Source organism: Fulvimarina endophytica, from assembly GCF_003403015.1.
GTDB lineage: Bacteria > Pseudomonadota > Alphaproteobacteria > Rhizobiales > Rhizobiaceae > Fulvimarina > Fulvimarina endophytica.
Genome location: NZ_QURL01000005.1, coordinates 278,352 through 299,049, shown reverse-complemented (window position 1 = coordinate 299,049; position 20,698 = coordinate 278,352). Strand labels below are relative to the sequence as shown.

The window sequence follows — 20,698 nt, the reverse complement described above, 5'->3', positions numbered from 1 at the left end:
GATGAGGCTGCCGCTACATAGCGCGACCTCGCGCGAGCGTGAAGCCGCGAGTTGAACCCTCGATCCGAACGGTCTGGTCGCCCCGATTGCGCGCGCTCGCGGCGAGGGTTAGATCCTCGGCCATGAAACTCGATGTGGTCGCCTTCTACCGCTTCGTCGCGCTCGACGATCTGCCCTCGCTTCGCGACAGGCTCCTGTCGCTCTGCCGCGAGCATGGCCTTCGCGGAACGATCCTGATCGCGAGCGAAGGGGTCAACGGGACGGTCGCCGGCCCGGACGCCGCGACGGCGGTGCTGATCGAAACCCTCGACGAGATCTGCGGCGTTCGTCTCGGCGAGGTGAAGCATTCGCGGGCGCAGGCCTGGCCCTTCGCCCGGATGAAGGTTCGCATCCGGCCCGAGATCATCACGATGCGGGCGAGCGAAGCCGATCCCACCCGACAGGTGGGAACCTATGTGGCGCCGAAGGACTGGAACGCGCTCGTCGCAGACCCCGATGTCCTCCTCATCGATACCCGCAATCGCTACGAGACCAAAGTCGGCACCTTCGAGGGCGCGCGCGATCCCGGCATCGACAGCTTTACCGAGTTCAAAGCCTATGTCGAGCGCGAACTCGACCCGGCTGAAAACCCAAAAGTCGCCATGTTCTGCACCGGCGGCATCCGCTGCGAGAAGGCATCGAGCTACATGCTCGCGAAGGGGTTCGAGGAGGTTTACCACCTCAAGGGAGGCATTCTTCAATATCTCGAAGAGATCGATGCCGACACGTCGCGCTGGCAGGGCGAGTGCTATGTGTTCGACGACAGGGTCGCCGTCGGCCACGGTCTTGCGCCGGGCTCGTGGACCGCGTGTTTTGCCTGCGGCGAGCCGTTGAGCGAAGCCGATCTCGCATCGACGGATTTCGAGCCGGGCGTGTCCTGCCCGAGATGCGTCGGCGATCTTACGGAAGACAAGGCCCGCGACCTTCGCGCACGCCATGCCCAGCTCACGAGCCTCGATCGGCGCCGGGTCGGCTGAGAGCGATCGCGGGGAGGGCGTCCGGCCGCGCCGGGCCCGCGTCAGGCCGGCGCGTTCTCGTCGAGAAAGGAGAGGATGAGCCCCGGCAGACCGGCCGTTTCCAGGAAGGGCGCATGGCCCTGTCCTTTCACCACCTGGCTCTTCAGGCCCGGATGCCGCCGCTCCATCTCGGTCACGGTCTCTGGTGTGAGGATATTGGAGTGTTCGCCGCGCAGAACGAGTATCTCCCTGTCGGCGAGCCGCTCGAACAGGTCCCACATCTCGGGAAGGGGCTTGTCGGCCTCCACGGCGTCGAGGGTCCGCAGGAGCTTCGGATCGAAGTCGGAGACGAGCGATCCGTTCCGCTCCACATGCAGAGCGCGCGCCTCTCGCTCGAAATCCGGGCGGCCGAGCGATGGGAAGGTCGGGGCGAACAACCGCTCGACGGCGTCGCTCGCCTTGTCGAGCGTCTCGTGAGGCCTCGCCGCCTCGAGATAGTCGCGGATCTCTGCCAGACCTGCCGCCTCGATCCGCGGTCCGGCATCGTTGAAGACGACCCTGCCGATACGCTCGGGCGCGAAGACGGCGATCAGATGGATGACGATGACGCCGCGCGACGTCCCGATCAGATCGGCCTCGGCGATACCGAGATGATCGAGCCCCGCCAGAACGTCCTTCGCCTCTTCGGCGGCATTGTAGGCGGACGGGTCCGAGACCGGATCCGAAAGACCGCGCCCGCGATAGTCGAAGGCAATCACCGTGCGAGACGGATCGAGCCGCCTGATCTGTGAAGCGAACGCGCTGAAATCGCGGCTGTTTCGCGTCAGGCCGGGCAGGCAGACGATCGGCCGCTTCGGGCTCGCCCCGTCCCCTTTCCAGACGCGGACGGCGAGCGTGAGATCGTCGCGGCGATAGGTCCGCACCTCTCCTTCTGCGATCGCCCCGAATTTTGCCGTTTCGCAATTCGTCGCCATCGTCATGCCTTTCGCGTGAGCGGCGCAGAAACCGCGTTTGCTTCCGATCACGGGTCGTCTAGGCTGCTTGAAAAAGCAAGAGGAAACCTGAATGGACGCGCCTTGGCTCAATCATTATCAGGACGGGGTCGCCCATGACCTGCCGCCGTTCGACTACCGTTCGCTCGCCGACCTTCTCGACGAAGCCTTCGAGAAGCACGGCGACCTGACCGCTTTCCTGCTGATGGGCGGGAAGATGAGCTTTCGCGAACTCGATCGCCATTCCAAGACCTTCGCCGCCTATCTCCAGTCGATCGGTTTGAAGAAGGGCGACCGGATCGCGCTGATGATGCCGAACGTCTTCGCCTATCCCGTCGCCGTCGCGGGCGCCCTGCGCGCCGGGCTGATCGTGGTGAACACCAACCCGCTCTACACGACGGGCGAGCTCACCCACCAGCTGAACGATTCGGGGGCGAAGGCCATCGTCGTCCTGGAGAATATGGCGAATACGGTCGCGAGCTGCCGGTCGCAGACCAAGCTCGAACATGTGATCGTGACGACCATCGGCGATCTGCAGCCGGTCGTGAAGCGCTTCATCACGAACCTCGTCGTGCGCAAGGTCAAGAAGATGGTGCCGGCCTACGATCTGCCGGAGGCCGTCGGCTTTCTCGATGCCCTGAAGAAGGGAGAGGGCGCGTCCCTCAGGCGACCGGCGCAGAGCCTCGACGAGGTCGCGGTGCTGCAATACACGGGCGGCACGACCGGTGTCTCGAAGGGCGCGGCGCTCACCCACCGCAATATCGTCTCGAACGTCCTGCAGGTGGAGCAGTGGTTCGGCCCGGCGCTCTCGAAGATCAGGTCCGGAGAGGCGACGACGATGGTCTGCGCCCTGCCGCTCTATCATATCTTCGGCTTCACCGTGAACATGATGTTCTCCATGCGCATGGGCGGCACGAACATCCTGATCCCCAATCCGCGCGACATTCCCGCCCTTCTGAAGGCGATCAAGGGCCAGCCCTTCCATACCTTCCCCGGCGTGAACACGCTCTTCGGCGCGATCGCCCGGCACGAGGGTGCCAAGTCGGTGGACTGGAGCCCGCTCGTCCTGTCGGTCGGCGGCGGGATGGCCGTTCAGAAGAAGACGGCCGAACTCTGGGAGGAGCTGACCGGGACCTCGATCTGCGAGGGCTACGGCCTCTCGGAGACCTCGCCCGTCGCCTCGGCTAACCATACGCGCGACACGCGCTACACCGGGTCCATCGGCCTGCCGCTTCCCGGTACCGAAATGGCCATCCTGTCCGACGAGGGCGAGAAGCTGCCCCAGGGCGATATCGGCGAGATCGCCATTCGCGGGCCGCAGGTGATGGCCGGATACTGGCAGCGGCCGGATGAAACGGCTCGTGCCATGACCGAAGACGGGTTCTTCAAGACTGGCGATATCGGGCTGATGGACGAGAACGGCTGGTTCAAGATCGTCGACCGCAAGAAGGACATGATCAACGTCTCCGGCTTCAACGTCTATCCGAACGAGATCGAGGACGTCCTCGTCTCCATGCCGGGTATCGTGGAAGCGGCCGCTGTCGCGGTTCCGGATGAAAATTCCGGCGAGGCGGTGAAGGTCGTCCTCGTGCGCGAGAACTCCTCGATCGACGAGGCTGCGGTCAAGGCCTATTGCCGCGAACACCTGACGGGATACAAGCGCCCGCGCGTCGTGGAGTTCCGCGAGGAACTGCCGAAGACGAATGTCGGCAAGGTCCTGCGCCGCGAATTGCGCAACTGATCCACCGCGTCGATCGTTGGCCAGAGCGAGCGCCCCGGTTACCCTGCGGAACGAGGAGAGGACGTCGGCTGACATCGGCCGGCGAGGGCAGACGATCCGCTCTCTGGACGTGTCTTCCAGAAGCGGTATCCTGCAAGGCCCACCGAAGCGTCAGTTGACGGAACTGCGGGCCCCGCTTTCGGTTTCGCGTGCCTTGCGAAGGGCTCGGACCCGGCCGGCGAGGCTGCGCTCGTCGCTTTCGTGTGCGGATGCGAGAATGCTCTCGATCGGCGAGGTGCGTCCTTCCTGACGCGCGGTCATGTCGATGACGAGCGCCGCGATCTCGGCGATCTCCTCGCGAAGAGCCGCCGGGTCGCTGATCGCTTCGAGGGAAGGCCCGTCCGTCAGTGTGGCGAGCGATGCAGCGGGAAGAGGCGCAGACGAAGCGCCTGACGCCCCCGGCCGCGCCTTTTCGTCGGCACCGGGCGCGAAGGGGTACGCCGTACCGTCGGATCCGGTTTTCAGGCTTCGAAGAGGCTCCCCGTCCTGCCGATGGGAGGCCGTGTCGAGGAGCGTGCCGCCGACTGCGGCAGTCTCGTCGCCCGACAGGCGAGCGATGATCTCGTCCGCCCTCTCGATCCGGCGCTCGAGGGTGCGCAGGGCGTCGGTGAGTTCCTGATTGCGGGTCTCCAAGGTGACGAGCTGGACCCTCTGCTGGTCGGCAAGATCCGAAACCTCCTCGTAGCGCGCGAGGACCTCCTCGAACTCTTCGTTTCGGAGCTGCATGTCCTGGTGGATGTCCCTGAGCTCGCTGTCGGCGGCATCCGCCTCGCTCTCGCGCCGCGACAGCGCCTCGTTCAGATCCTCGATCTCGCTCGCGAGCTGGCCGATCTGAAGGGAGAGCGCCTTGTTCTCGGCCCTCAGCTCCGCGTTCTCGCCGGTAACCCGTCCCGCGTTCGCGCGCTCGGCGGCGGCCCGGCTTTCGCGCTCCTGCGCGGCGATCTCACGCCGCTGGGCGTCGAAGGCGGTCTGCGCGCGCAACCGGTCGTAGGTGCCCTGGATCTCGCGTGCATTGGCCGGGATCGTTGCCTCGAACTCCTGCCGTGCGATCGAGCGCGCGCGCTTCCAGACCAGCGGCGCGAGAAGGAGCGCAGCGAGGAGAGCCAGGAGGAGTCCGAAGGCGAAGGTGAGCGCGACTGTGATCATGAATGATTTGGCTTCCTGACGGTCTGCTCGTCAAGATAGGCCGGAAGCGGTCGAAATTCGCCCCTTGCCTGGACGAAGCTTCGAAAAGGCTCGTGACCTGTTGCGCGATTGCGTTCGCCGGTGCCGCCGATCGCGGGACCGAGTTCCGAAGAGACGGGCTTCCCGCGTCAGAACGGGTTCCAGGTCGGTGCGGGCGTCAGCTTCAGATAGCCGACATTGACGCCGAGACGGGCCCCCACGCCGGTCTTGATGGGCACGATCATCACGCCGCCCCGCTTCAGGCCCGTCATCGCGAAGCCGCCGACGAGATAGGCGGTTCCGGTGACGCCGCCATAGCGCCCGTAGAGTTCGGGCACGGAGGGAAGGTCGTAGACGAGCATCATGGTCCGCGCGCCGTCCGCACCGGCATCGAGGCCGATGGACGGGCCCTGCCAGAAGACGCGGTGATTGCCGGCATTCTTCGTGTAGAGAACGCCTTCGCCGAAGCGCACGCCGCCGATGAAGGCGCCGGCGGCCTCTTCGCCGAGAATGTAGCCGTTCGGCAATCCGTAACTCGAGATGGCCTGCTGCATGAGATTGGCGAGCCCGCCCGAGGTCGAGCCGAAGAACTGGTGGCCGGACTGGACGACTTCGTTGATGGTATAGGCGCCCGCGCCACCCTGCGCCTGTTGCGGCGCATAGGTCTGGCCCTGAGCCGCATAGGGGCTCTGGTTCTGATATCCGCCCTGACCGCCATATCCGCCCTGGCCGCCGCCATAGGACTGGTCCGTCGCATATTGGGCATGGGCTTTGTGCGCCAGCGCCGGGAGTGCCGCAAGGCACAGACCGAGACCGAGGCTGAGGGCGGCGTTTCTGGCCTTCGTCATGAACGATCACTCTCCCTTGCCGTTCGGGCTTCAGGCCCGGACCATGCGTGGCTTGGAGCCGAGAATAGATTCGTTAAGGTTTCGAAACTCCTAATGCGCGGATCGGTCAGGTTCGGGCGGCGGCAGCGTCAAGTTTGGCGCGACCCTCCTATGGGAAGGAATGGTTCTGATCGGCGTCTCGCGAAGAAAGGCTTAACCATAGCCCGTTAGGCATCGCGGCCATTCATGCGAGAGGAAGCGTCCTCCGGGTCCGTGCGGGCCGGACGCTTGCAAAACCGGCAATCCGACGTGCCGACCGGGCACGAGGGGCCAGCAGAGGAAGAAGAAACGCGCGATGAACACACTTCCCGAACTTTCCGCAGCCGATCTCGCAGCCTTGCTGTCCAGCAAGATCTGCCACGACATCATCTCGCCGGTCTTCGGCATCCAGAGCGGGCTCGAACTGCTCGACGACATGCCGGACGACGCGGAATCCATGGCGCTGGTGCGCAATTCCTGCAAGGCGGCCGTCGGCAAGCTCCAGTTCGCGCGGATGGCCTACGGCGCCTCCGGCTCGCAGACCGCGTCCATCGATCTCAACGACGCCAAGACCGTCGCGGAAGGCTATATGGACCACGAGAAGCCGCAGCTGACCTGGACTGGCGCCCAGGGCTATGTCCCGAAGAACTTCGCCAAGGCGATTCTCAATCTCGTCGTGCTGGCGAGTTCGAGCATCAGTCGCGGCGGCGAGGTCACCGTGGAGGTCGAGAGCGCCGATCCGCCGAAGGCGAGCGTGACGGCGGCGGCCCAGCGCATCCGCCTCCAGCCCCATGTGGTGCCGCTGATCGAGGGCACCTATGACGACGCGCCGATCGATGCCCAGACGGTCCAGCCCTATTACATGCTGTTCTGCGCCCGCGAGGCCGGCCTGACGGTCAGCCACGAGGCGGGCGAGGGACGGGTGACGTTCCGCCTCGACTGAGGGGCTCGCCTCGACTTCCCCTGCGGTGCGGCAGGAACGGCAGATGCGACGGGAGTGTCGGGCAGTCTTCGGTTCGGCCGGGACGGTGGCAAACCCTAACCTTTCCGAAAGTCGCCGGGGTTAGGGTTTGCGCGACGATGGCCCCTCGCTCTCACGGCGAGGCTGCCGCTTGCTTCGGGACGGACGACGATGACCACATGCCTTCTCTTCGACGAAATGCCGGTCATCCGTAAGGTTGCCGAGCGGCTTCTGGAGCGGATGGGCTATACGACGACGGTGTTCGAGAGCATCGGGGCGTTCAACGCCCATCTCGGCGAACACGGCGCGCCGGACCTCGTCATCCTCTCGGCAACGGGCGGCGGCGTCGGCGTTCCCGAAGCGGTACGCTCCGTCCGCTTCCGCAGTCCCCATACGGTGATCGTCGTCTCGCTGGTCGACCGCAATATCGGCACGCTGATGCGCCTGCGCCGTGCCGGCGCCAACGGGATCCTGATGAAGCCGTTCGACGCGGACGGCTTCAAGGGGACGCTGGAGGTGCATCTGAGCGCCGCGAAGCTCACGGCGGCCTGAGGCTGCCGCGGTCTCAGTCCGGCTTCTTGAGGCGGGCGAGAAGGGCCGAAGTGTCCCAGCGCTTGCCGCCCATCGCCTCGACCTCGGCATAGAACTGGTCGACGAGAGCGGTGACCGGAAGCTGGGAGCCGTTGCGCCGCGCCTCGGCGAGGCACATTCCGAGATCCTTGCGCATCCATTCGACCGCGAAGCCATGGTCGTATTTTCCGGCATCCATGGTCTTGTGGCGGTTTTCCATCTGCCAGGACCCGGCGGCCCCCTTCGAGATGACGCCGACGACCTTCTCGATGTCCATTCCGGCATTCTTGCCGAAGGCGATGGCTTCCGAGAGGCCCTGAACGAGGCCTGCGATGCAGATCTGGTTCATCATCTTGGTGATCTGGCCGGACCCTGACCCGCCCATCAGGCCGACCATCTTCGCATAGCTCTCGATGACCGGCTTTGCCGCATCGAAATCGGCCTGGTCGCCCCCGCACATCACGGTCAGCTGTCCGTTCTCCGCGCCCGCCTGGCCACCCGAGACCGGCGCATCGATGAACTTCACGCCCTTTTCCCGGCATGCGGCGGCGAGTTCACGCGCAAGCTCGGCCGAGGCGGTGGTGTTGTCGATGAGCGTCGCGCCGCTCTCCATTCCGGCAAGAACCCCGTGATCGCCGTAGACGACGGAGCGCACATCGTCGTCATTGCCGACGCACATGAAGACGAACCCGGCTCCCGAGGCCGCTTCGCGCGGCGAGGCCGCATGGGCTCCGTCATAGTCCGACGCCCATTTCTGCGCCTTCTCGGATGTCCGGTTCCAGACGGTGACCTCGTGCCCGCCCTTCGTCTTCAGATGACCCGCCATGGGATATCCCATGACGCCGAGCCCGATGAATGCGCATTTCGCCATGCCGGCTTCTCCCCCTGTTCGCTCTTCTTGAGTCCCGACCGCAAACTAGACCATCGCGGGGGGCGGTCAAATGCGCGTCGCGGAGGGCTGGCGAGGCGCGGGCTCGATGGCCCGAACCGGCAACCGGGATGCCGGGAGCGTCTGCGAATCGATCCGTCAGGTCAGCGTTTCAGATGCCGGGTCAGCCGGGCTTCGGCCAGATTGGTCAGCCGGCGGAGCACCTCGACCACGAGGAGATAGAGGATCGCCGCCCAGACATAGGCCTGGATGTCGAAGGTGCGCGCAAAGGTCTGCCGCGCGACGCCGAAGAGGTCGTAGACTGTGATGATGGCGACGATCGCCGAGCCCTTGATGAGCAGAATGAGTTCGTTCGCATAGGGCCGCAGTGCGACGATCATCGCCTGGGGCGCGATGATCCTCGCGAAGATGACCGGGCGCGAAAGGCCGAGGGATCGCCCGCCCTCCCACTGGCCCCTTGGAACGCTGTCGATGGCACCGCGTACGATCTCGGCCTGATAGGCCGCGGTGTTGAGCGTCATCGCGAAGAGCGCGCAATACCAGGCGTCCCGGAAGAACCACCACAGACCGATCGAATCGAAGAAGGGACGGAACTCGCCGAGCCCGTAATAGATCAGGAACAGCTGAGCGATCAGCGGCGTGCCGCGAAAGAAGTAGACGAAGGCGAAGGCGGGAACGGTGGCGAAACGGCTCCTCGCCGTCCGTGCAAAGGCGACGGGCAGCGAGAGGACGGCGCCGATCACGAAACTCGCAAGGACGAGGCTGACGGTGACCCAGAGACCTTCGAGATAGTTGAAGCCATAGCGCGCGAAGAGTTCGGGGCGCCAGTTCGCGTATAAATAGGAGAGGATGCCGAGAAGAACGGCGGCCCAGAACGCGGCGAAGAGGATGCCGGCGATGCCGGGACGGCGCTTTGCCTCGGGCGGCGGGGTCGGGGCGGTGACGTCGCTCATCGTGCGGCCTCCCCGCGCTTGGACCACCGCTCGATGCCGCCGATCGCGACGGAGGAGGCGAGGGTGAGGATCAGGTAGAGAAGGATGGCGGTTCCGAAGAACAGGAACGGCTCGCGGGTGACGCGGGAGGCGATCTGCGCCTGACGCAGGATCTCCTCGAGACCGATGACCGAGACGAGCGCCGTATCCTTCAGAAGGATCATCCAGAGATTGGAGAGGCCCGGCAGCGCGATCCGCACGAGCTGGGGAAAGATCACGAGGCGCATCGTGGCGAACTTGCCGAGGCCGAGCGCGTTCGCGCCCTCGTACTGACCCTTCGGAATGGCACGAAAGGCCGACAGGAAGACTTCGGAGGCGAAGGCGGAGAAGACGAGGCCGAGGGCGATCATGCCCGACTGGAAGCGCGAAAGCGCGAGATCGACGACGCCGCTGCTCTCCGCGATGCTCTGCAGAAGCGCATTCACGCCGAAATAGACGAGAAACAGGGTCAGGAGCTCGGGAAGGCCGCGAAAGATCGTCGTGTAGATATTGGCCGAGTGGAACAGGAGCCGGTCGCTCGACTGCTTGGCGAGGGCGAGCAGGAAGCCGATGACGAGGCCGCCCGGCAGGGTCGCGAGGGCAAGCGCGGCCGTGACGGCGAGACCGCTCGCCATCTCGTCGCCCCAACCGGCGTCTCCGAAGCTCAGAAGGGCGAATGCGTCCAGCGCAGCCTCCATCTTGATGTCCATGCAGCGGAAATCGTCACTGGCGCCGGGTTCCGGCGCGCAAAGAGGCCCCGTCTCGCCCTTTCGGCGCGCCTGCGCAAGTCCTTCGCCCGGGCCCGACGGCGACCGAGCGGTGGATGAAGCCTGCGGGACCCGTCATGCCTGCGATAGGCGGGATGTGACGCCGGACCGCCGGTCGAGCGCAAGAAAGGCCGGGGCGAGGGGACCCGCTCCGGCCTGGTGCCGCGTCGATCCTCGAGCGGGATCGGCATGGTTCGTGTCTCAGGAACCGTAGACGTCGAAGTCGAAATACTTGTCCTGGATCGTCTTGTAGGTGCCGTTGTCGCGGATGGCCTGAATGGCTTCGTCCACCTTGGCCTTCAGCTTGTCGTCGCCCTTGCGCATGCCGATGCCGATGCCCTTGCCGTAGATGTCTTCCTTGGCCGGAAGCGTATCGACGATCTTGCAGCAGGTGCCGGCATCGCTCTTCAGCCATTCGTCGAGGACGACGACGTCGTCCAGCACGGCATCGAGACGGCCGTTCTCGAGTTCAAGCTGATACTCCTGGGCCGAGGGATATTCGCGCACGTCGGAATCGGGGAAGTAGTCGCGTGCGGCCTCGGCATGGGTCGTGGAGACCTGGGCGCCGATCACCTTGCCGGCCATGTCCTCGGCGCTGGTGCCGGTAATGTCCGAATCCTTGAGCGTCACGAGTGCGGGCGGCGTGCTGTAATACTTGTTGGAGAAGGCGATCTGTTCCTCACGCTCGGGCGTGATCGACATGGAAGCGATGAGAAGATCGAAGTTCCCGTTCTGCAGGGCGGGGATCATGCCCTCCCATTCCTGGGTCACGAAGCTGCACTTGGCCTGCATCTCCTCGCAGAGCGCCTTCGCGATATCGATGTCGAACCCCTGCAACTCGCCCGAGGCGTCGGTGAAGTTGAAGGGCGGATAGGCGCCTTCCGTCCCGACGACGATGGTGGACCAGTCCTTGTCGGCATCGCTCTCCTGGGCGATGACGGGAGCGGCGGTCAAAAGCGAGGCGGCCACGAAAGCGGAGGTCAGGGTTTTCAGCATGGAAGCTCGATCTTCTAAGTTCTTGTTTGGCTTTTGCCTGCGGGTGCGGTCCGTCGCCTGTTTTGGCGGCATGGCGCGCAATTCGGCAATGGTGGCACGAAAGTCTTCGTCAAGACAATCGCTTATCGCGAAGGTCCACAACCCTTGCCGGCGCGCGCTTCCAATCGCCGCTCCGCCTGCGCCAGATCCTCCGGCGTGTTCACATTGGCGAAGGGATCGCCCTCCGGCCCCCAGTCGCCTGCGAGGTCGTCGAAGGACACCGTGCGATAGCCCGCATGGTCGAGAAAGGCCCTGATCGCGCGCGGTCGTTCGTCGTCGAGCCATTCGGCAAGGGTCGAAAGGAGCGTGATCGGCCAGAGGGAGACCGTCGGATGAAGGCGCCCGCGATGGCTTGCGACGAGAACTCTCGAAGACGACGCTTCCGCAAGAAGGAGAGGGACGAGATCGTTCGGCAGGAAGGGCGTATCGGATGGCAGGACGAGGGCATGGGTCATCCGCTCGTCCTCGGCGCCAAGCCAGTCCATGCCCGCTTCGATGCCTGCGAGCGGACCCTGGAAGCCTGAGCGCAGATCCGGCGCGACATGATCGCCATAGGCATCGAAACTGCCGTCGGCCGGTGCGTTGACGACAACCGGTCGGATGGCTCCGAGCCGGTCGGCCACATGGGCGATGAGAGGGCGGCCGGCAAGGATGCGAAGCGGCTTCGGCTCGCCCTCTCCCATGCGCGAGCCGCGTCCGCCGGCCAGGATCACCGCGCCCGCGACGGGATCGAGACCCGGCTCCCGCGGGATCAGGCTCGTGGATCCTGCAGGTTCTTTCCCGGATGCAGAACGAGCCCTTTCGGTCATTTCGACACGCGCGGTGCAAGGAGCGAGCAGGCGAGGGCCGCGAGCGAGACGACGACCATGATGATCGCAAGGCTCGTCGCCCCATAGGCCCCGGTCGCCATCGAGGCGGCGAGGGTCGAGACGACCGCGCCGACGCCGATCTGGCTCGATCCGAGCAGACCTGCGGCGGCGCCCGCCGCATCCGGCCGGACGCTGACGCCGCCGGCCGTTGCCGAGGGAAGCGTCATGCCGTTGCCGATGCCGAGGAGCAGCATGGGCCCGAACAGCGTATGGGCGCCGAGATAGCCGGCAACGATGGGCGCGAGGATCATCAGCGTCGAGACGACGGTGAGCGTCGAGCCGATCACCATCATGCGCTTGATCCCGACCCGCTCTGAAATACGGCCGGTGACGAAATTGCCGATCATGTAGCCGAGGGGGCAGAGGATGAACCACAACCCGTATTCGGCCGGGGTGAGCCCGAGGAGTTCAACCGAAATGAAGGTCGCGCCGCCCAGGAAGCCGAAGAAGGACCCGGTGATGAACGCGCCCGCACCGGCGTAGAGCCAGAAGCTGCGCTCGGAAAAAAGCTTTCCGTAGTTCGACAATTGTTCGGTGAAGGGTCGGCCAATATCCGGATTGGTCTCGTTGAGATCGAGAAGGATGAAGGCGAGGGCGACGAGGCCGAGGCCGAGAAGCAGCCAGAAGACGGACTGCCAGCCGAAGAGCGTATCCATGAAGCCGCCGACCGCCGGACCGACCATCGGCGCCACCGCCATGCCCATGGTCACATATCCGATCATCGCCGCCGAGCGCTCGCGCGAATAGACGTCGCGCACGGCGGCCCGCGACAGGGCGATGCCGGTGGCGCTCGCGGCCTGGATCACGCGCCCGAGGAGGAACCAGAGGATCGAGGATGCGAAGAGGCAGAGAAGCGTGCCGAGGAGAAAGAGGACCATGCCGCCGATGATCACCGGCCGCCGTCCGAAGCGGTCCGAGAGCGGGCCGGCCACGATCTGCAGGATCGCGACCGCGAAGAGATAGAGCGAGAGCCCGAGGCCGACCGTCGCTCCGTCGGTTTCCAGCGAGGCGGCGATGGTCGCCATGGACGGGACGAAGATGTTGATGGCGAGCGGCGAGACCGCCGAGGCGATCATGAGGGTCGCCAGCATGGGCCGGCGCGCGCCGATCCGTGGCGCTGACGCGTTGGGTGCGGTCACGGGTATCACTTCCTTCGCATGAACCGAATGGCAGGCCGCTCGCAGAGGTGTTCGGGCGCTTTGCGCCGTCGCTGCGGCCGATATCGGCACCCGTGCGTTCGCACATTCCAGCGCCGTTCCACAATATTCGTCGCTTTCCTCGAATTTGAAGGATCAAATCAACGAATTCCTGTTCTGTTGCGACGATCTTGCCGGGAAGGACGAGGACGGGACCATGAACGGGCTTATCGACAGCTTGATCTCGACGATGATCTTTCACCCGGCTCGGGTCACGAGCACGGGGCAGAAGGCCGGTGCCGAGCCCGTTCAGGTGGCGAAGGCGGAGGCTGCGCCGTCCGTGCCCTCGGTCAGTGTCGTCGATGCGATCGCGCGGCGCCGGGCGGTGGAGAAGTTCGCGGCCTGGCAGATGGATGCGGTGAGCGGCGGCGCGGCCGGTGCCTCGCCGAGGCCGGCCAACGATGCGGGCATAGCGGGCGCGGCTGCGGGCAGCGCATCCATGAATGCCGACGATGCGGCCATGCCCGCGCGAAGCGAGGCGAAATCGGCCATCGCCAGGGCCGAGCAGGAAACCCTGCGCACGGTCCGCTTCACGGCGATGACGGCCGAGGGCGTCAAGGCCGCCTATGCCGAGAATCTCGAACCCTGAGACCTGATCGAACACCATTCCGGAGTTTCCGACCGGGTGTCGTTCGAGTTCGCCCGGCGAGCGGACCGCTGTCGTTCGATCAGTCGAGTTCCGAATTCGGTCCGCGCAGGCTGTTCGTGACGTCGCCGACGATCGGATCGTAGGTCTCACGGACGTCCTCGGGATAGAGGATCGCGACCGAGTGGACGAGATCGCCGCGGAAGATGTAGCGCTCGTAGAAGATCCGGTCGTCGCGATAGCCGGAGACGACGGCCCACCGCTTTCCCGAAGCCTCGTAGGTCACGTCGTCCATGTCGGACCGCGCCGAGATGACGGAGTGCGGCGTCTCGGCCCCTTCGTTCTGGCGCGCATAGATGAAGATCTGCGCACCGTTCGGCGCGCTCCAGCCGAAGCCGTCGCCGCTGGTGGGTTCCGGGAGCGGGTCGGGAAAGAGCTCGGCGGGAAAGGTCGCGCTCGTCCCGTAACGCGCATTCGCGTAGTCGACGGACTCGGCGGAGGCGCCTGCCGTCGCGAGGGCCATGAGGGCGACCGTGGCGGGGATCGTCGTCTTGAATCGTGACATGGTTCCTGCTCGTCCTGATGCACTTCTATCCCCGATGGCAGAAGGCCGATGAATCCCGCCTGAACGGCAGGACGCCGGCTATGGGTGTCCGCAGGCGTTCGTAGGGGTGCGGAACGGTGGCCGCTTGATCGCATCCTGCCTGTCGTCCATAAGCGCCGCGTCGTCCAGAAAGCCCCTCTCATCGTTCAAGGAGCCCAGCAGGTGATGAGCGATTTCCCGCCGCGTGTCCTGTCCGGCATCCAGCCCACCGGAAACCTGCATCTCGGAAACTATCTGGGGGCGATCCGCAAGTTCGTCGCGATGCAGGACGAGATGCCCTGCCTGTTCTGCGTCGTCGATCTGCACGCCATCACGGCAAAGCTCGTCCAGGACGATCTGGCGAACCAGACCCGCTCGATCGCGGCCGCCTATCTTGCAGCCGGCATCGATCCCGAGCGCTCGGTTATCTTCAACCAGAGCCGCGTCTCCGGCCATTCGGAACTCGCCTGGATCTTCAACTGCGTCGCCCGGATCGGCTGGATGAACCGGATGACCCAGTTCAAGGACAAGGCAGGAAAGGACCGGGAGAACGCCTCCCTCGGGCTTCTGGCCTATCCTTCGCTGATGGCGGCGGACATTCTCGTCTACCGGGCGACCCATGTGCCGGTCGGCGACGATCAGAAGCAGCATCTGGAACTGACCCGCGACATCGCCATCAAGTTCAACAACGACTTCTCGCAGCGGATCGCGGCCAGCGGACTGGGCCGCGAGATCCCCATGGGCGAGGAGGTCGTGAACGGCTATTTCCCGATCACCGATCCGATCATCGAGGGCCCCGCCACGCGGGTGATGAGCCTCAAGGACGGCTCGAAGAAGATGTCGAAGTCCGATCCGTCGGACCTCTCGCGCATCAATCTGACGGACGATGCCGAGGCGATCGCGCGCAAGGTCAAGAAGGCCAAGACCGATCCGGACGCGCTGCCTTCCGAAACCGCCGGCCTTGCCGGTCGACCGGAAGCCGACAACCTCGTCGGGATCTATGCAGCCCTAGCCGGAACGACCCGCGACGAGGTACTGCGGCAGTTCGGCGGGCAGCAGTTCTCGGCCTTCAAGCCGGCGCTGGTGGATCTTGCCGTCGAATCGCTCGGACCCGTCACCGCCGAGATGCGCCGCCTTCTCGACGATCCCGGCCATATCGACGCCGTGCTCAAGTCCGGCGGCGAGAAGGCCAACGCCATCGCCTCCGAGACGATCAAGGACGTCAAGGACATCATCGGCATGCTTCGCGATTGAGGCCGGCGGGCGGCGAGGGTCTGCTTGCCCTCGGCGTCCATCGCTGTCATTGAATCCGTCATGGTAACAAAACGACTAGGCCCCTCAGAGGGCGGCAGGCGCAAGTTTCTCGCGATCATCGACGACACGCCCGAATGTCTGCGCGCGGCCGAATACGCCGCCTGGCGCGCCAAGACCTCGGCCGGAGCGGCGGTGTTCCTCTTCGTGATCCGAACCGACCAGTTTCAGGGTCAGTGGCGCGGGGTCGAGGAAATCATGCGGGCGGAAGCGCACGAGGAGGCAGGAACCCGGCTCGACCGGATCGCCGACGCCCTGCGCGAGAAGGTGGGCGTCGAGCCCGAGACGCTCGTTCGCGAGGGCGAGATCGTCGAGAAGATCGGCGAGGTGATCGACGAGGACCCGGAGATCGCGATCCTCGTCCTGGCCTCCGCCGACGGCAAGGAAGGGCCCGGACCCCTCGTCTCCGCAGCGGTCGGACGGGGCGCGGCCTTCTCGATCCCGGTCACCGTCATTCCGGCCTCCCTCGGCGACGACGAAATTCGCAGCCTCTGCTGACGGGCCGGTTCGCGCGGAGGCCTTTCGTCCCCACATGAGGGGCGGCTTGCGGGAATGTCCCGCGGCGATTAGTTTAGAACAATTCCAAACAGGGTGGGCCATGTCCTGCCCCGTCGGTTCATGCCGAGGCCCTCACGAAAGGATCCTCCCGATGTTCATCCAGACCGAAGTCACGCCGAACCCGGCCACCCTGAAATTCCTTCCCGGCCGCGTCGTTCTGGAGCGTGGCACCGAGGAATTCACCAGTCTCGAGGATGCGAGCGCCCGCTCGCCGCTCGCTGCCCGCCTGTTCGAAGTGGACGGCGTCACGGGCGTGTTTCTCGGCTTCGACTTCGTCACCGTGACGAAGGACGGCGGCGACTGGGCCCATCTGAAGCCCGCGATCCTCGCCGGCCTGATGGAGCATTTCGTCTCCAACCGCCCAGTCATGGCGGAAGCCGGCGCATCGGACGCCGCCTCCGGCGAAGAGTTCTTCGACGAGGGCGACGAGGAGACGGTCGCAACCATCAAGGAACTGCTCGAGACGCGCGTGCGTCCCGCGGTGGCGCAGGATGGTGGCGACATCACCTTCAAGGGCTACCGGGACGGTACCGTCTACCTGAACATGCGCGGCGCCTGCGCCGGCTGTCCCTCGTCGACGGCGACCCTCAAGCACGGCATCCAGAACCTGTTGCGGCATTTCGTGCCGGAGGTTCAGGAAGTCGAAGCGGCCTGACCGGATCGGCAGGCCATGGTGAGCGATGACGGACGTCTGGTCCTCGCGATCGACACGTCCCTCGACGACTGCTCCGCCGCCATCGCGGCGGGCGGCGGGGATCGGATTGTCGCGGCGCGGACCGAGCGGATCGGGCGCGGGCATGCGGAGCGCCTGCCAGGGCTGATCGACGGGGTTCTCGCCGAGGCCGGGGCAGGCTTCCGCGACATCGCCATGGTGGCCGTCACGATCGGTCCGGGCTCCTTCACCGGTGTCCGGGTCGGCGTCTCGGCCGCGCGCGGCTATGCGCTGGCCCTCGGAATCCCTTCGGTCGGCATCTCCAGCCTCCACGCCATGGCCGAAGGTGTGCGGACGACCCATGCCGTTCTGGCGGTGCACGACGCCAAGCGCGGCGAGGTCTACGCGCTGTTGCTCGGCGCCGACGGGTCGATCCTCAGCCCTCCGCGCGCGCTTGCACCCGAAAGCATTGGCGACATGCTCGCAGGCATAGACGGTCCGATCGATCTGACGGGATCGGCCGCCGAGATGATTCTCGGCACTTTGCCGCATCATGAAACGATGATCTCCTCGGCCCGAAGCGAGATCGATATCGCGACGGTTGCACGGCTCGCCTGCGGATCAGTCGGCGTCGAGGCTGCCAAACCCCTCTACCTTCGAAGCGCGGATGCCAAGCCGGCGTCCCGTCCGTTCAGCCTGTTTGCGCAAAAAGCTTGAGACGGGTTTCGGGTTCTATGGTCAGGCGGATCGGCGTTCTGGTAGCCTTGCCGCTTCGGTGAAGGCGTCGAAGGCAAGGTCCCCCGCCCGTCTCTCGTCCGGAGCGGAACGTTCCGGCCGGATGGCGCGGACGACCGGTTCGGTTCGACGTGCCGGATGGCCGGGAACGAGTTGAGCGGGAGGAGACACGATGTATTGGATGCTGCCCTGGATCTGGTCCATGTCCGTGATGAACGGGTTCATCCAGCGCGGAGAGATCGTCGCGACCCCTCTGATCGATACCGATCTCGACCGCGCCGCCGAACTGCACGCGAACGCGTTCTCCCATCCCTGGTCGGGAGACGAGCTCGGCTCGCTCCTCGCCCAGAAGGGCTCCTTCGGATTTGCCGCCCGCCGGGTGGGCTCGCCCGAGGAGCCGCCGGTGGGTTTCGTCCTCGCCCGCCTCGTCGAGGGCGAAGCGGAGATCCTGACGCTTGCGGTGGCGGGCGAGGCACGCGGGCGGGGCGTCGGACGGCTCCTGATGGACACGGTTCTTGCCCATCTCTATGCGGAGCGTGCCACGGTCCTGCATCTGGAAGTCGACGAGGAGAACAAGGCCGCGCTCGCCCTTTATCGCCGTCTTCGCTTCGAGGAGGTCGGGCGTCGGCCGGCCTATTACGCCCAGGCGGACGGCCGGCGCACGAGCGCCCTCACACTCAGCCGGTCGATCAAGCAATAGAGCGTCCTTGTCCCTGTCCTCACTGAATGAACCGGACGCGAACAGACGGTCCCCGTTGCGTCGGTTTGCGGGCCGTCTGCGCCTTGCGGCGATCATCCTCGCGCTGTTCACGACGACGGCGCTCCTCATCGTGCCGCAGCTTTTCGCCATGCGGTTCGGCTGGAAGCTCGCCAATGTCCTCCCGATGGTCTGGCAGCGGGTGGCGCGACGGATCATCGGCCTGCGTGTCTTCGTCGCCGGCGCGCCGGCGCGCGAGCGGCCCCTGCTCCTCGTCTCGAATCACGTGTCCTGGGCCGACATCACCGTGCTCGGCTCGGTCCTCCCCCTGTCCTTCATCGCGAAGTCCGAGGTGAAGTCGTGGCCGGTCTTCGGCTGGCTCGCCATCCTGCAGCGGACAGTCTTCGTGGAGCGAAAGGCGCGCGGTGAAACGCGCCGGCAGGCCGACGAGATCGCCGCGCGGCTTTCGGCCGGCGACGTCATGGTGCTGTTTGCGGAGGGAACCACGTCGGACGGCAACGAAGTGCGCGCCTTCAAGACCGCGCTCTTCGGTGCCGCCCAGTCCTCGTTGCGACTGTCGGAGGCCGAAACGGTTCTCGTCCAACCGGTCGCGATCGCCTATACCCATTCCAACGGATTTCCGCTCGGGCGGTCTGGCCGGCCACTCGCCGCCTGGCCCGGCGATGTCGAACTCGCTCCTCATCTCGCCCGCTTCCTCATCGAGGGGCGGGTGGACGTGACGGTCGCATTCGGCGAGCCCGTCCGGTTCGATGCGCGGAGCGATCGCAAGACCGTCGCGAAACTGTGCGAGCAGGAGGCCAGACGTCTCCTCGCCGATGCGCTTTGCGGCAAACTTGAAATCGCCAGATCCTGAGCGCATCTGCGGGGTTCGGACGCGCTTGCTTGCAAGGCGGGGACGCGAACGATTAAGACGCGGAAAAGCGATATGAAACGGACAAGAGGATGGATCGTTTCCGGCGCCCCGCACGTTTGATCGGGCAACAGCCGGAAGCGCTCGAAAGGCGATATGGACGACGGCGCATTGACGAGCGATGATCTGAAGACGGACCGCACAAGCGAGACCGGAAAGACGGGTGCCAACACGCGCAAGGTTTTCGTGAAGACCTATGGCTGCCAGATGAACGTCTACGATTCCCAGCGCATGGGCGATGCCCTGGGTCGCGACGGTTACGAGCCGACGCAATCGATCGAGGATGCCGATCTCGTTCTCCTCAACACCTGCCACATCCGCGAGAAAGCCGCCGAGAAGATCTATTCCGAACTCGGTCGCATCCGTGATCTGAAAGCCGAACGGGCCGCTCGCGGGCTGGAGACTCGCGTCGCGGTCGCCGGCTGCGTGGCGCAGGCCGAAGGGCGCGAGATCATCTCGCGGGCACCGGTCGTCGATCTCGTGATCGGACCCCAGACCTATCACCGCCTGCCGGATGCGCTCGCCCGCGTGGCGCGCGGCGAAAAGGTGGTCGAGACCGAATACGCGGTCGAGGACAAGTTCGAGGAGCTTCCCAAATCCGAGCGCCGGCAGATCATCGGGCGGGGCGTGACGGCCTTCCTCACGGTGCAGGAAGGCTGCGACAAGTTCTGCACCTTCTGCGTCGTGCCCTACACCCGGGGCGCGGAGGTCTCGCGCCCGTTCGCCCAGGTGATCGAGGAGGCGAGGGCGCTCGCCGATGCCGGCGTGCGCGAGATCACGCTTCTCGGCCAGAACGTCAATGCCTGGGCGGGCGAGGACGAGACGGGCCGGGCGATCGGGCTCGGCGGTCTCATTCACAAGCTCGCGGTCATTCCGGGCCTTGCCCGCCTGCGTTACACGACCTCCCATCCTCGCGACATGGACGAGGAACTCGTCGCCGCCCATCGCGATCTGCCGAGCCTGATGCCCTATCTGCATCTCCCCGTTCAGTCGGGGTCCGATCGCATCCTGAAGGCGATGAACCGGCGCCACACGGCCGACGACTATCTCCGCCTCCTCGACACTATCCGGGAGGCGCGTCCGGATATCGCTCTCTCCGGTGATTTCATCACCGGCTTCCCCGGCGAGACGGACGAGGATTTCGAAGCGACCATGCGGCTCGTGCGCGAGGTCCGCTACGCCTCCGCCTTCACCTTCAAATATTCGCCGCGGCCTGGAACCCCGGGCGCGGGCATGGACGGGCATGTGGAGGAAAGCGTGAAGGATGCACGCCTTCAGGAGCTGAACGCCCTTCTGCGCCGGCACCAGAGCGAATTCGCCGAGAGCCTCGTCGGCAAGCGCCTCAGCGTCCTCGTCGAGAAGCCCGGTCGTCACCCCGGACAGATCGCCGGGCGTTCGCCCTATCTCCAGCCGGTGGTGCTGCCCGAGGCGATCGGCGAGATCGGCGACATCGTCGACGTCACGATCACATCCACCGGCCCCAATTCCCTGCTTGCCGAGGGAATGACGAAGCCCGATCCTGCCAGTTCCCGCAAAGACGAAGCTCCCACCATGAGGTCCGTTGCTTGAGCCACACCCGCGAAAAGTCGG

General features: G+C 65.5%; 22 protein-coding genes. 12 read left to right on the top strand and 10 right to left on the bottom strand.

The features are described 5' to 3' along the window. The first annotated feature begins 122 nt into the window (after positions 1-122). Positions 123-1,016: an oxygen-dependent tRNA uridine(34) hydroxylase TrhO gene (gene trhO, locus DYI37_RS13430; RefSeq protein ID WP_116683766.1), complete on the top strand. Its 894-nt coding sequence runs from the start codon at positions 123-125 to the stop codon at positions 1,014-1,016. 41 nt (positions 1,017-1,057) lie between these two features. Here the strand turns inward: trhO and DYI37_RS13425 are convergent, their stop codons facing one another. Further along, positions 1,058-1,969: an alpha/beta fold hydrolase gene (locus DYI37_RS13425; RefSeq protein ID WP_158555177.1), complete on the bottom strand. Its 912-nt coding sequence runs from the start codon at positions 1,967-1,969 to the stop codon at positions 1,058-1,060. Positions 1,970-2,060: 91 nt separating this feature from the next. Here DYI37_RS13425 and DYI37_RS13420 point away from each other — a divergent pair, with 91 nt between their 5' ends. After that, a complete protein-coding gene (locus tag DYI37_RS13420) occupies positions 2,061-3,728 on the top strand; it encodes an AMP-binding protein (protein ID WP_116683764.1) in 1,668 nt (555 codons plus the stop codon). 150 nt (positions 3,729-3,878) lie between these two features. Here the strand turns inward: DYI37_RS13420 and DYI37_RS13415 are convergent, their stop codons facing one another. Next, on the bottom strand, positions 3,879-4,913 hold the full coding sequence (locus DYI37_RS13415; RefSeq protein WP_116683763.1) for a hypothetical protein: 1,035 nt from the start codon (positions 4,911-4,913) through the stop codon (positions 3,879-3,881). A 167-nt stretch (positions 4,914-5,080) separates the two neighbouring features. Next, positions 5,081-5,779, bottom strand: coding sequence for a DUF1134 domain-containing protein (locus DYI37_RS13410; RefSeq protein WP_116683762.1), 699 nt, complete (start codon positions 5,777-5,779; stop codon positions 5,081-5,083). Positions 5,780-6,113: 334 nt separating this feature from the next. Between DYI37_RS13410 and DYI37_RS13405 the strand changes: the two genes are divergently transcribed. Together DYI37_RS13405 and DYI37_RS13400 are read left to right on the top strand one after the other, a co-directional pair. After that, positions 6,114-6,740, top strand: a complete 627-nt coding sequence (locus DYI37_RS13405; protein WP_116683761.1) for a histidine phosphotransferase family protein — start codon at positions 6,114-6,116, stop codon at positions 6,738-6,740. A gap of 189 nt (positions 6,741-6,929) precedes the next feature. Beyond that, a complete protein-coding gene (locus DYI37_RS13400) occupies positions 6,930-7,310 on the top strand; it encodes a response regulator (RefSeq protein WP_116683760.1) in 381 nt (126 codons plus the stop codon). Positions 7,311-7,323: 13 nt separating this feature from the next. Here the strand turns inward: DYI37_RS13400 and DYI37_RS13395 are convergent, their stop codons facing one another. The 6 genes from DYI37_RS13395 to DYI37_RS13370 form a co-directional block, all read right to left on the bottom strand. Continuing rightward, positions 7,324-8,199: an NAD(P)-dependent oxidoreductase gene (locus DYI37_RS13395; protein ID WP_116683759.1), complete on the bottom strand. Its 876-nt coding sequence runs from the start codon at positions 8,197-8,199 to the stop codon at positions 7,324-7,326. A gap of 161 nt (positions 8,200-8,360) precedes the next feature. Continuing rightward, positions 8,361-9,170: an ABC transporter permease gene (locus DYI37_RS13390; RefSeq protein ID WP_116683758.1), complete on the bottom strand. Its 810-nt coding sequence runs from the start codon at positions 9,168-9,170 to the stop codon at positions 8,361-8,363. Continuing rightward, positions 9,167-9,898, bottom strand: coding sequence for an ABC transporter permease (locus DYI37_RS13385; RefSeq protein WP_245413911.1), 732 nt, complete (start codon positions 9,896-9,898; stop codon positions 9,167-9,169). Before DYI37_RS13385 ends, DYI37_RS13390 begins: the two co-directional genes overlap by 4 nt. A gap of 258 nt (positions 9,899-10,156) precedes the next feature. Further along, complete coding sequence (locus DYI37_RS13380) at positions 10,157-10,951, bottom strand: ABC transporter substrate-binding protein (RefSeq protein ID WP_116683757.1); 795 nt, start codon at positions 10,949-10,951, stop codon at positions 10,157-10,159. Between the two features lie 122 nt (positions 10,952-11,073). Further along, on the bottom strand, positions 11,074-11,799 hold the full coding sequence (gene mobA / locus DYI37_RS13375; RefSeq protein WP_116683756.1) for a molybdenum cofactor guanylyltransferase: 726 nt from the start codon (positions 11,797-11,799) through the stop codon (positions 11,074-11,076). Then, entirely contained in the window at positions 11,796-12,998 is a 1,203-nt protein-coding gene (locus DYI37_RS13370; RefSeq protein WP_245413910.1) for a multidrug effflux MFS transporter, read from the bottom strand. Before DYI37_RS13370 ends, mobA begins: the two co-directional genes overlap by 4 nt. 214 nt (positions 12,999-13,212) lie before the next feature. On the opposite strand from DYI37_RS13370, the gene DYI37_RS13365 reads away from it, so the two are divergent. Further along, positions 13,213-13,644 (top strand): hypothetical protein, encoded by a 432-nt coding sequence (locus DYI37_RS13365; RefSeq protein WP_147307930.1) that lies wholly within the window; start codon positions 13,213-13,215, stop codon positions 13,642-13,644. A 79-nt stretch (positions 13,645-13,723) separates the two neighbouring features. Here DYI37_RS13365 and DYI37_RS13360 read toward each other — a convergent pair whose 3' ends face one another. Next, positions 13,724-14,206 (bottom strand): hypothetical protein, encoded by a 483-nt coding sequence (locus DYI37_RS13360; protein ID WP_116683753.1) that lies wholly within the window; start codon positions 14,204-14,206, stop codon positions 13,724-13,726. Positions 14,207-14,410: 204 nt separating this feature from the next. On the opposite strand from DYI37_RS13360, the gene trpS reads away from it, so the two are divergent. The 7 genes from trpS to miaB all read left to right on the top strand — a co-directional run bounded on the left by trpS (position 14,411) and on the right by miaB (position 20,677). Continuing rightward, a complete protein-coding gene (gene trpS / locus DYI37_RS13355; protein ID WP_116683752.1) occupies positions 14,411-15,478 on the top strand; it encodes a tryptophan--tRNA ligase in 1,068 nt (355 codons plus the stop codon). 60 nt (positions 15,479-15,538) lie between these two features. After that, positions 15,539-16,033, top strand: coding sequence for a universal stress protein (locus tag DYI37_RS13350; RefSeq protein ID WP_116683751.1), 495 nt, complete (start codon positions 15,539-15,541; stop codon positions 16,031-16,033). Positions 16,034-16,184: 151 nt separating this feature from the next. Then, a complete protein-coding gene (locus tag DYI37_RS13345; RefSeq protein ID WP_116683750.1) occupies positions 16,185-16,748 on the top strand; it encodes a NifU family protein in 564 nt (187 codons plus the stop codon). A 15-nt stretch (positions 16,749-16,763) separates the two neighbouring features. Next, a complete protein-coding gene (gene tsaB / locus DYI37_RS13340; RefSeq protein WP_116683749.1) occupies positions 16,764-17,462 on the top strand; it encodes a tRNA (adenosine(37)-N6)-threonylcarbamoyltransferase complex dimerization subunit type 1 TsaB in 699 nt (232 codons plus the stop codon). A gap of 190 nt (positions 17,463-17,652) precedes the next feature. Continuing rightward, a complete protein-coding gene (locus DYI37_RS13335; protein ID WP_116683748.1) occupies positions 17,653-18,180 on the top strand; it encodes a GNAT family N-acetyltransferase in 528 nt (175 codons plus the stop codon). A 55-nt stretch (positions 18,181-18,235) separates the two neighbouring features. After that, positions 18,236-19,051 carry a lyso-ornithine lipid O-acyltransferase gene (gene olsA, locus DYI37_RS13330; protein ID WP_245413909.1) on the top strand — a complete coding sequence of 272 codons (816 nt, stop codon included), beginning with the start codon at positions 18,236-18,238 and terminating at the stop codon, positions 19,049-19,051. Positions 19,052-19,204: 153 nt separating this feature from the next. Continuing rightward, positions 19,205-20,677, top strand: a complete 1,473-nt coding sequence (gene miaB, locus DYI37_RS13325) for a tRNA (N6-isopentenyl adenosine(37)-C2)-methylthiotransferase MiaB (RefSeq protein WP_116683747.1) — start codon at positions 19,205-19,207, stop codon at positions 20,675-20,677. Positions 20,678-20,698 lie beyond the last annotated feature (21 nt).

Coding starts and splice junctions, on each gene's coding strand:
- trhO (WP_116683766.1), top strand. CDS start 123: ATGAAACTCGATGTGGTCGCCTTCTACCGCTTCGTCGCGCTCGACGAT.
- DYI37_RS13425 (WP_158555177.1), bottom strand. CDS start 1,969: ATGGCGACGAATTGCGAAACGGCAAAATTCGGGGCGATCGCAGAAGGA.
- DYI37_RS13420 (WP_116683764.1), top strand. CDS start 2,061: ATGGACGCGCCTTGGCTCAATCATTATCAGGACGGGGTCGCCCATGAC.
- DYI37_RS13415 (WP_116683763.1), bottom strand. CDS start 4,913: ATGATCACAGTCGCGCTCACCTTCGCCTTCGGACTCCTCCTGGCTCTC.
- DYI37_RS13410 (WP_116683762.1), bottom strand. CDS start 5,779: ATGACGAAGGCCAGAAACGCCGCCCTCAGCCTCGGTCTCGGTCTGTGC.
- DYI37_RS13405 (WP_116683761.1), top strand. CDS start 6,114: ATGAACACACTTCCCGAACTTTCCGCAGCCGATCTCGCAGCCTTGCTG.
- DYI37_RS13400 (WP_116683760.1), top strand. CDS start 6,930: ATGACCACATGCCTTCTCTTCGACGAAATGCCGGTCATCCGTAAGGTT.
- DYI37_RS13395 (WP_116683759.1), bottom strand. CDS start 8,199: ATGGCGAAATGCGCATTCATCGGGCTCGGCGTCATGGGATATCCCATG.
- DYI37_RS13390 (WP_116683758.1), bottom strand. CDS start 9,170: ATGAGCGACGTCACCGCCCCGACCCCGCCGCCCGAGGCAAAGCGCCGT.
- DYI37_RS13385 (WP_245413911.1), bottom strand. CDS start 9,898: ATGGACATCAAGATGGAGGCTGCGCTGGACGCATTCGCCCTTCTGAGC.
- DYI37_RS13380 (WP_116683757.1), bottom strand. CDS start 10,951: ATGCTGAAAACCCTGACCTCCGCTTTCGTGGCCGCCTCGCTTTTGACC.
- mobA (WP_116683756.1), bottom strand. CDS start 11,799: ATGACCGAAAGGGCTCGTTCTGCATCCGGGAAAGAACCTGCAGGATCC.
- DYI37_RS13365 (WP_147307930.1), top strand. CDS start 13,213: ATGAACGGGCTTATCGACAGCTTGATCTCGACGATGATCTTTCACCCG.
- DYI37_RS13360 (WP_116683753.1), bottom strand. CDS start 14,206: ATGTCACGATTCAAGACGACGATCCCCGCCACGGTCGCCCTCATGGCC.
- trpS (WP_116683752.1), top strand. CDS start 14,411: ATGAGCGATTTCCCGCCGCGTGTCCTGTCCGGCATCCAGCCCACCGGA.
- DYI37_RS13350 (WP_116683751.1), top strand. CDS start 15,539: ATGGTAACAAAACGACTAGGCCCCTCAGAGGGCGGCAGGCGCAAGTTT.
- DYI37_RS13345 (WP_116683750.1), top strand. CDS start 16,185: ATGTTCATCCAGACCGAAGTCACGCCGAACCCGGCCACCCTGAAATTC.
- tsaB (WP_116683749.1), top strand. CDS start 16,764: ATGGTGAGCGATGACGGACGTCTGGTCCTCGCGATCGACACGTCCCTC.
- DYI37_RS13335 (WP_116683748.1), top strand. CDS start 17,653: ATGTATTGGATGCTGCCCTGGATCTGGTCCATGTCCGTGATGAACGGG.
- miaB (WP_116683747.1), top strand. CDS start 19,205: ATGGACGACGGCGCATTGACGAGCGATGATCTGAAGACGGACCGCACA.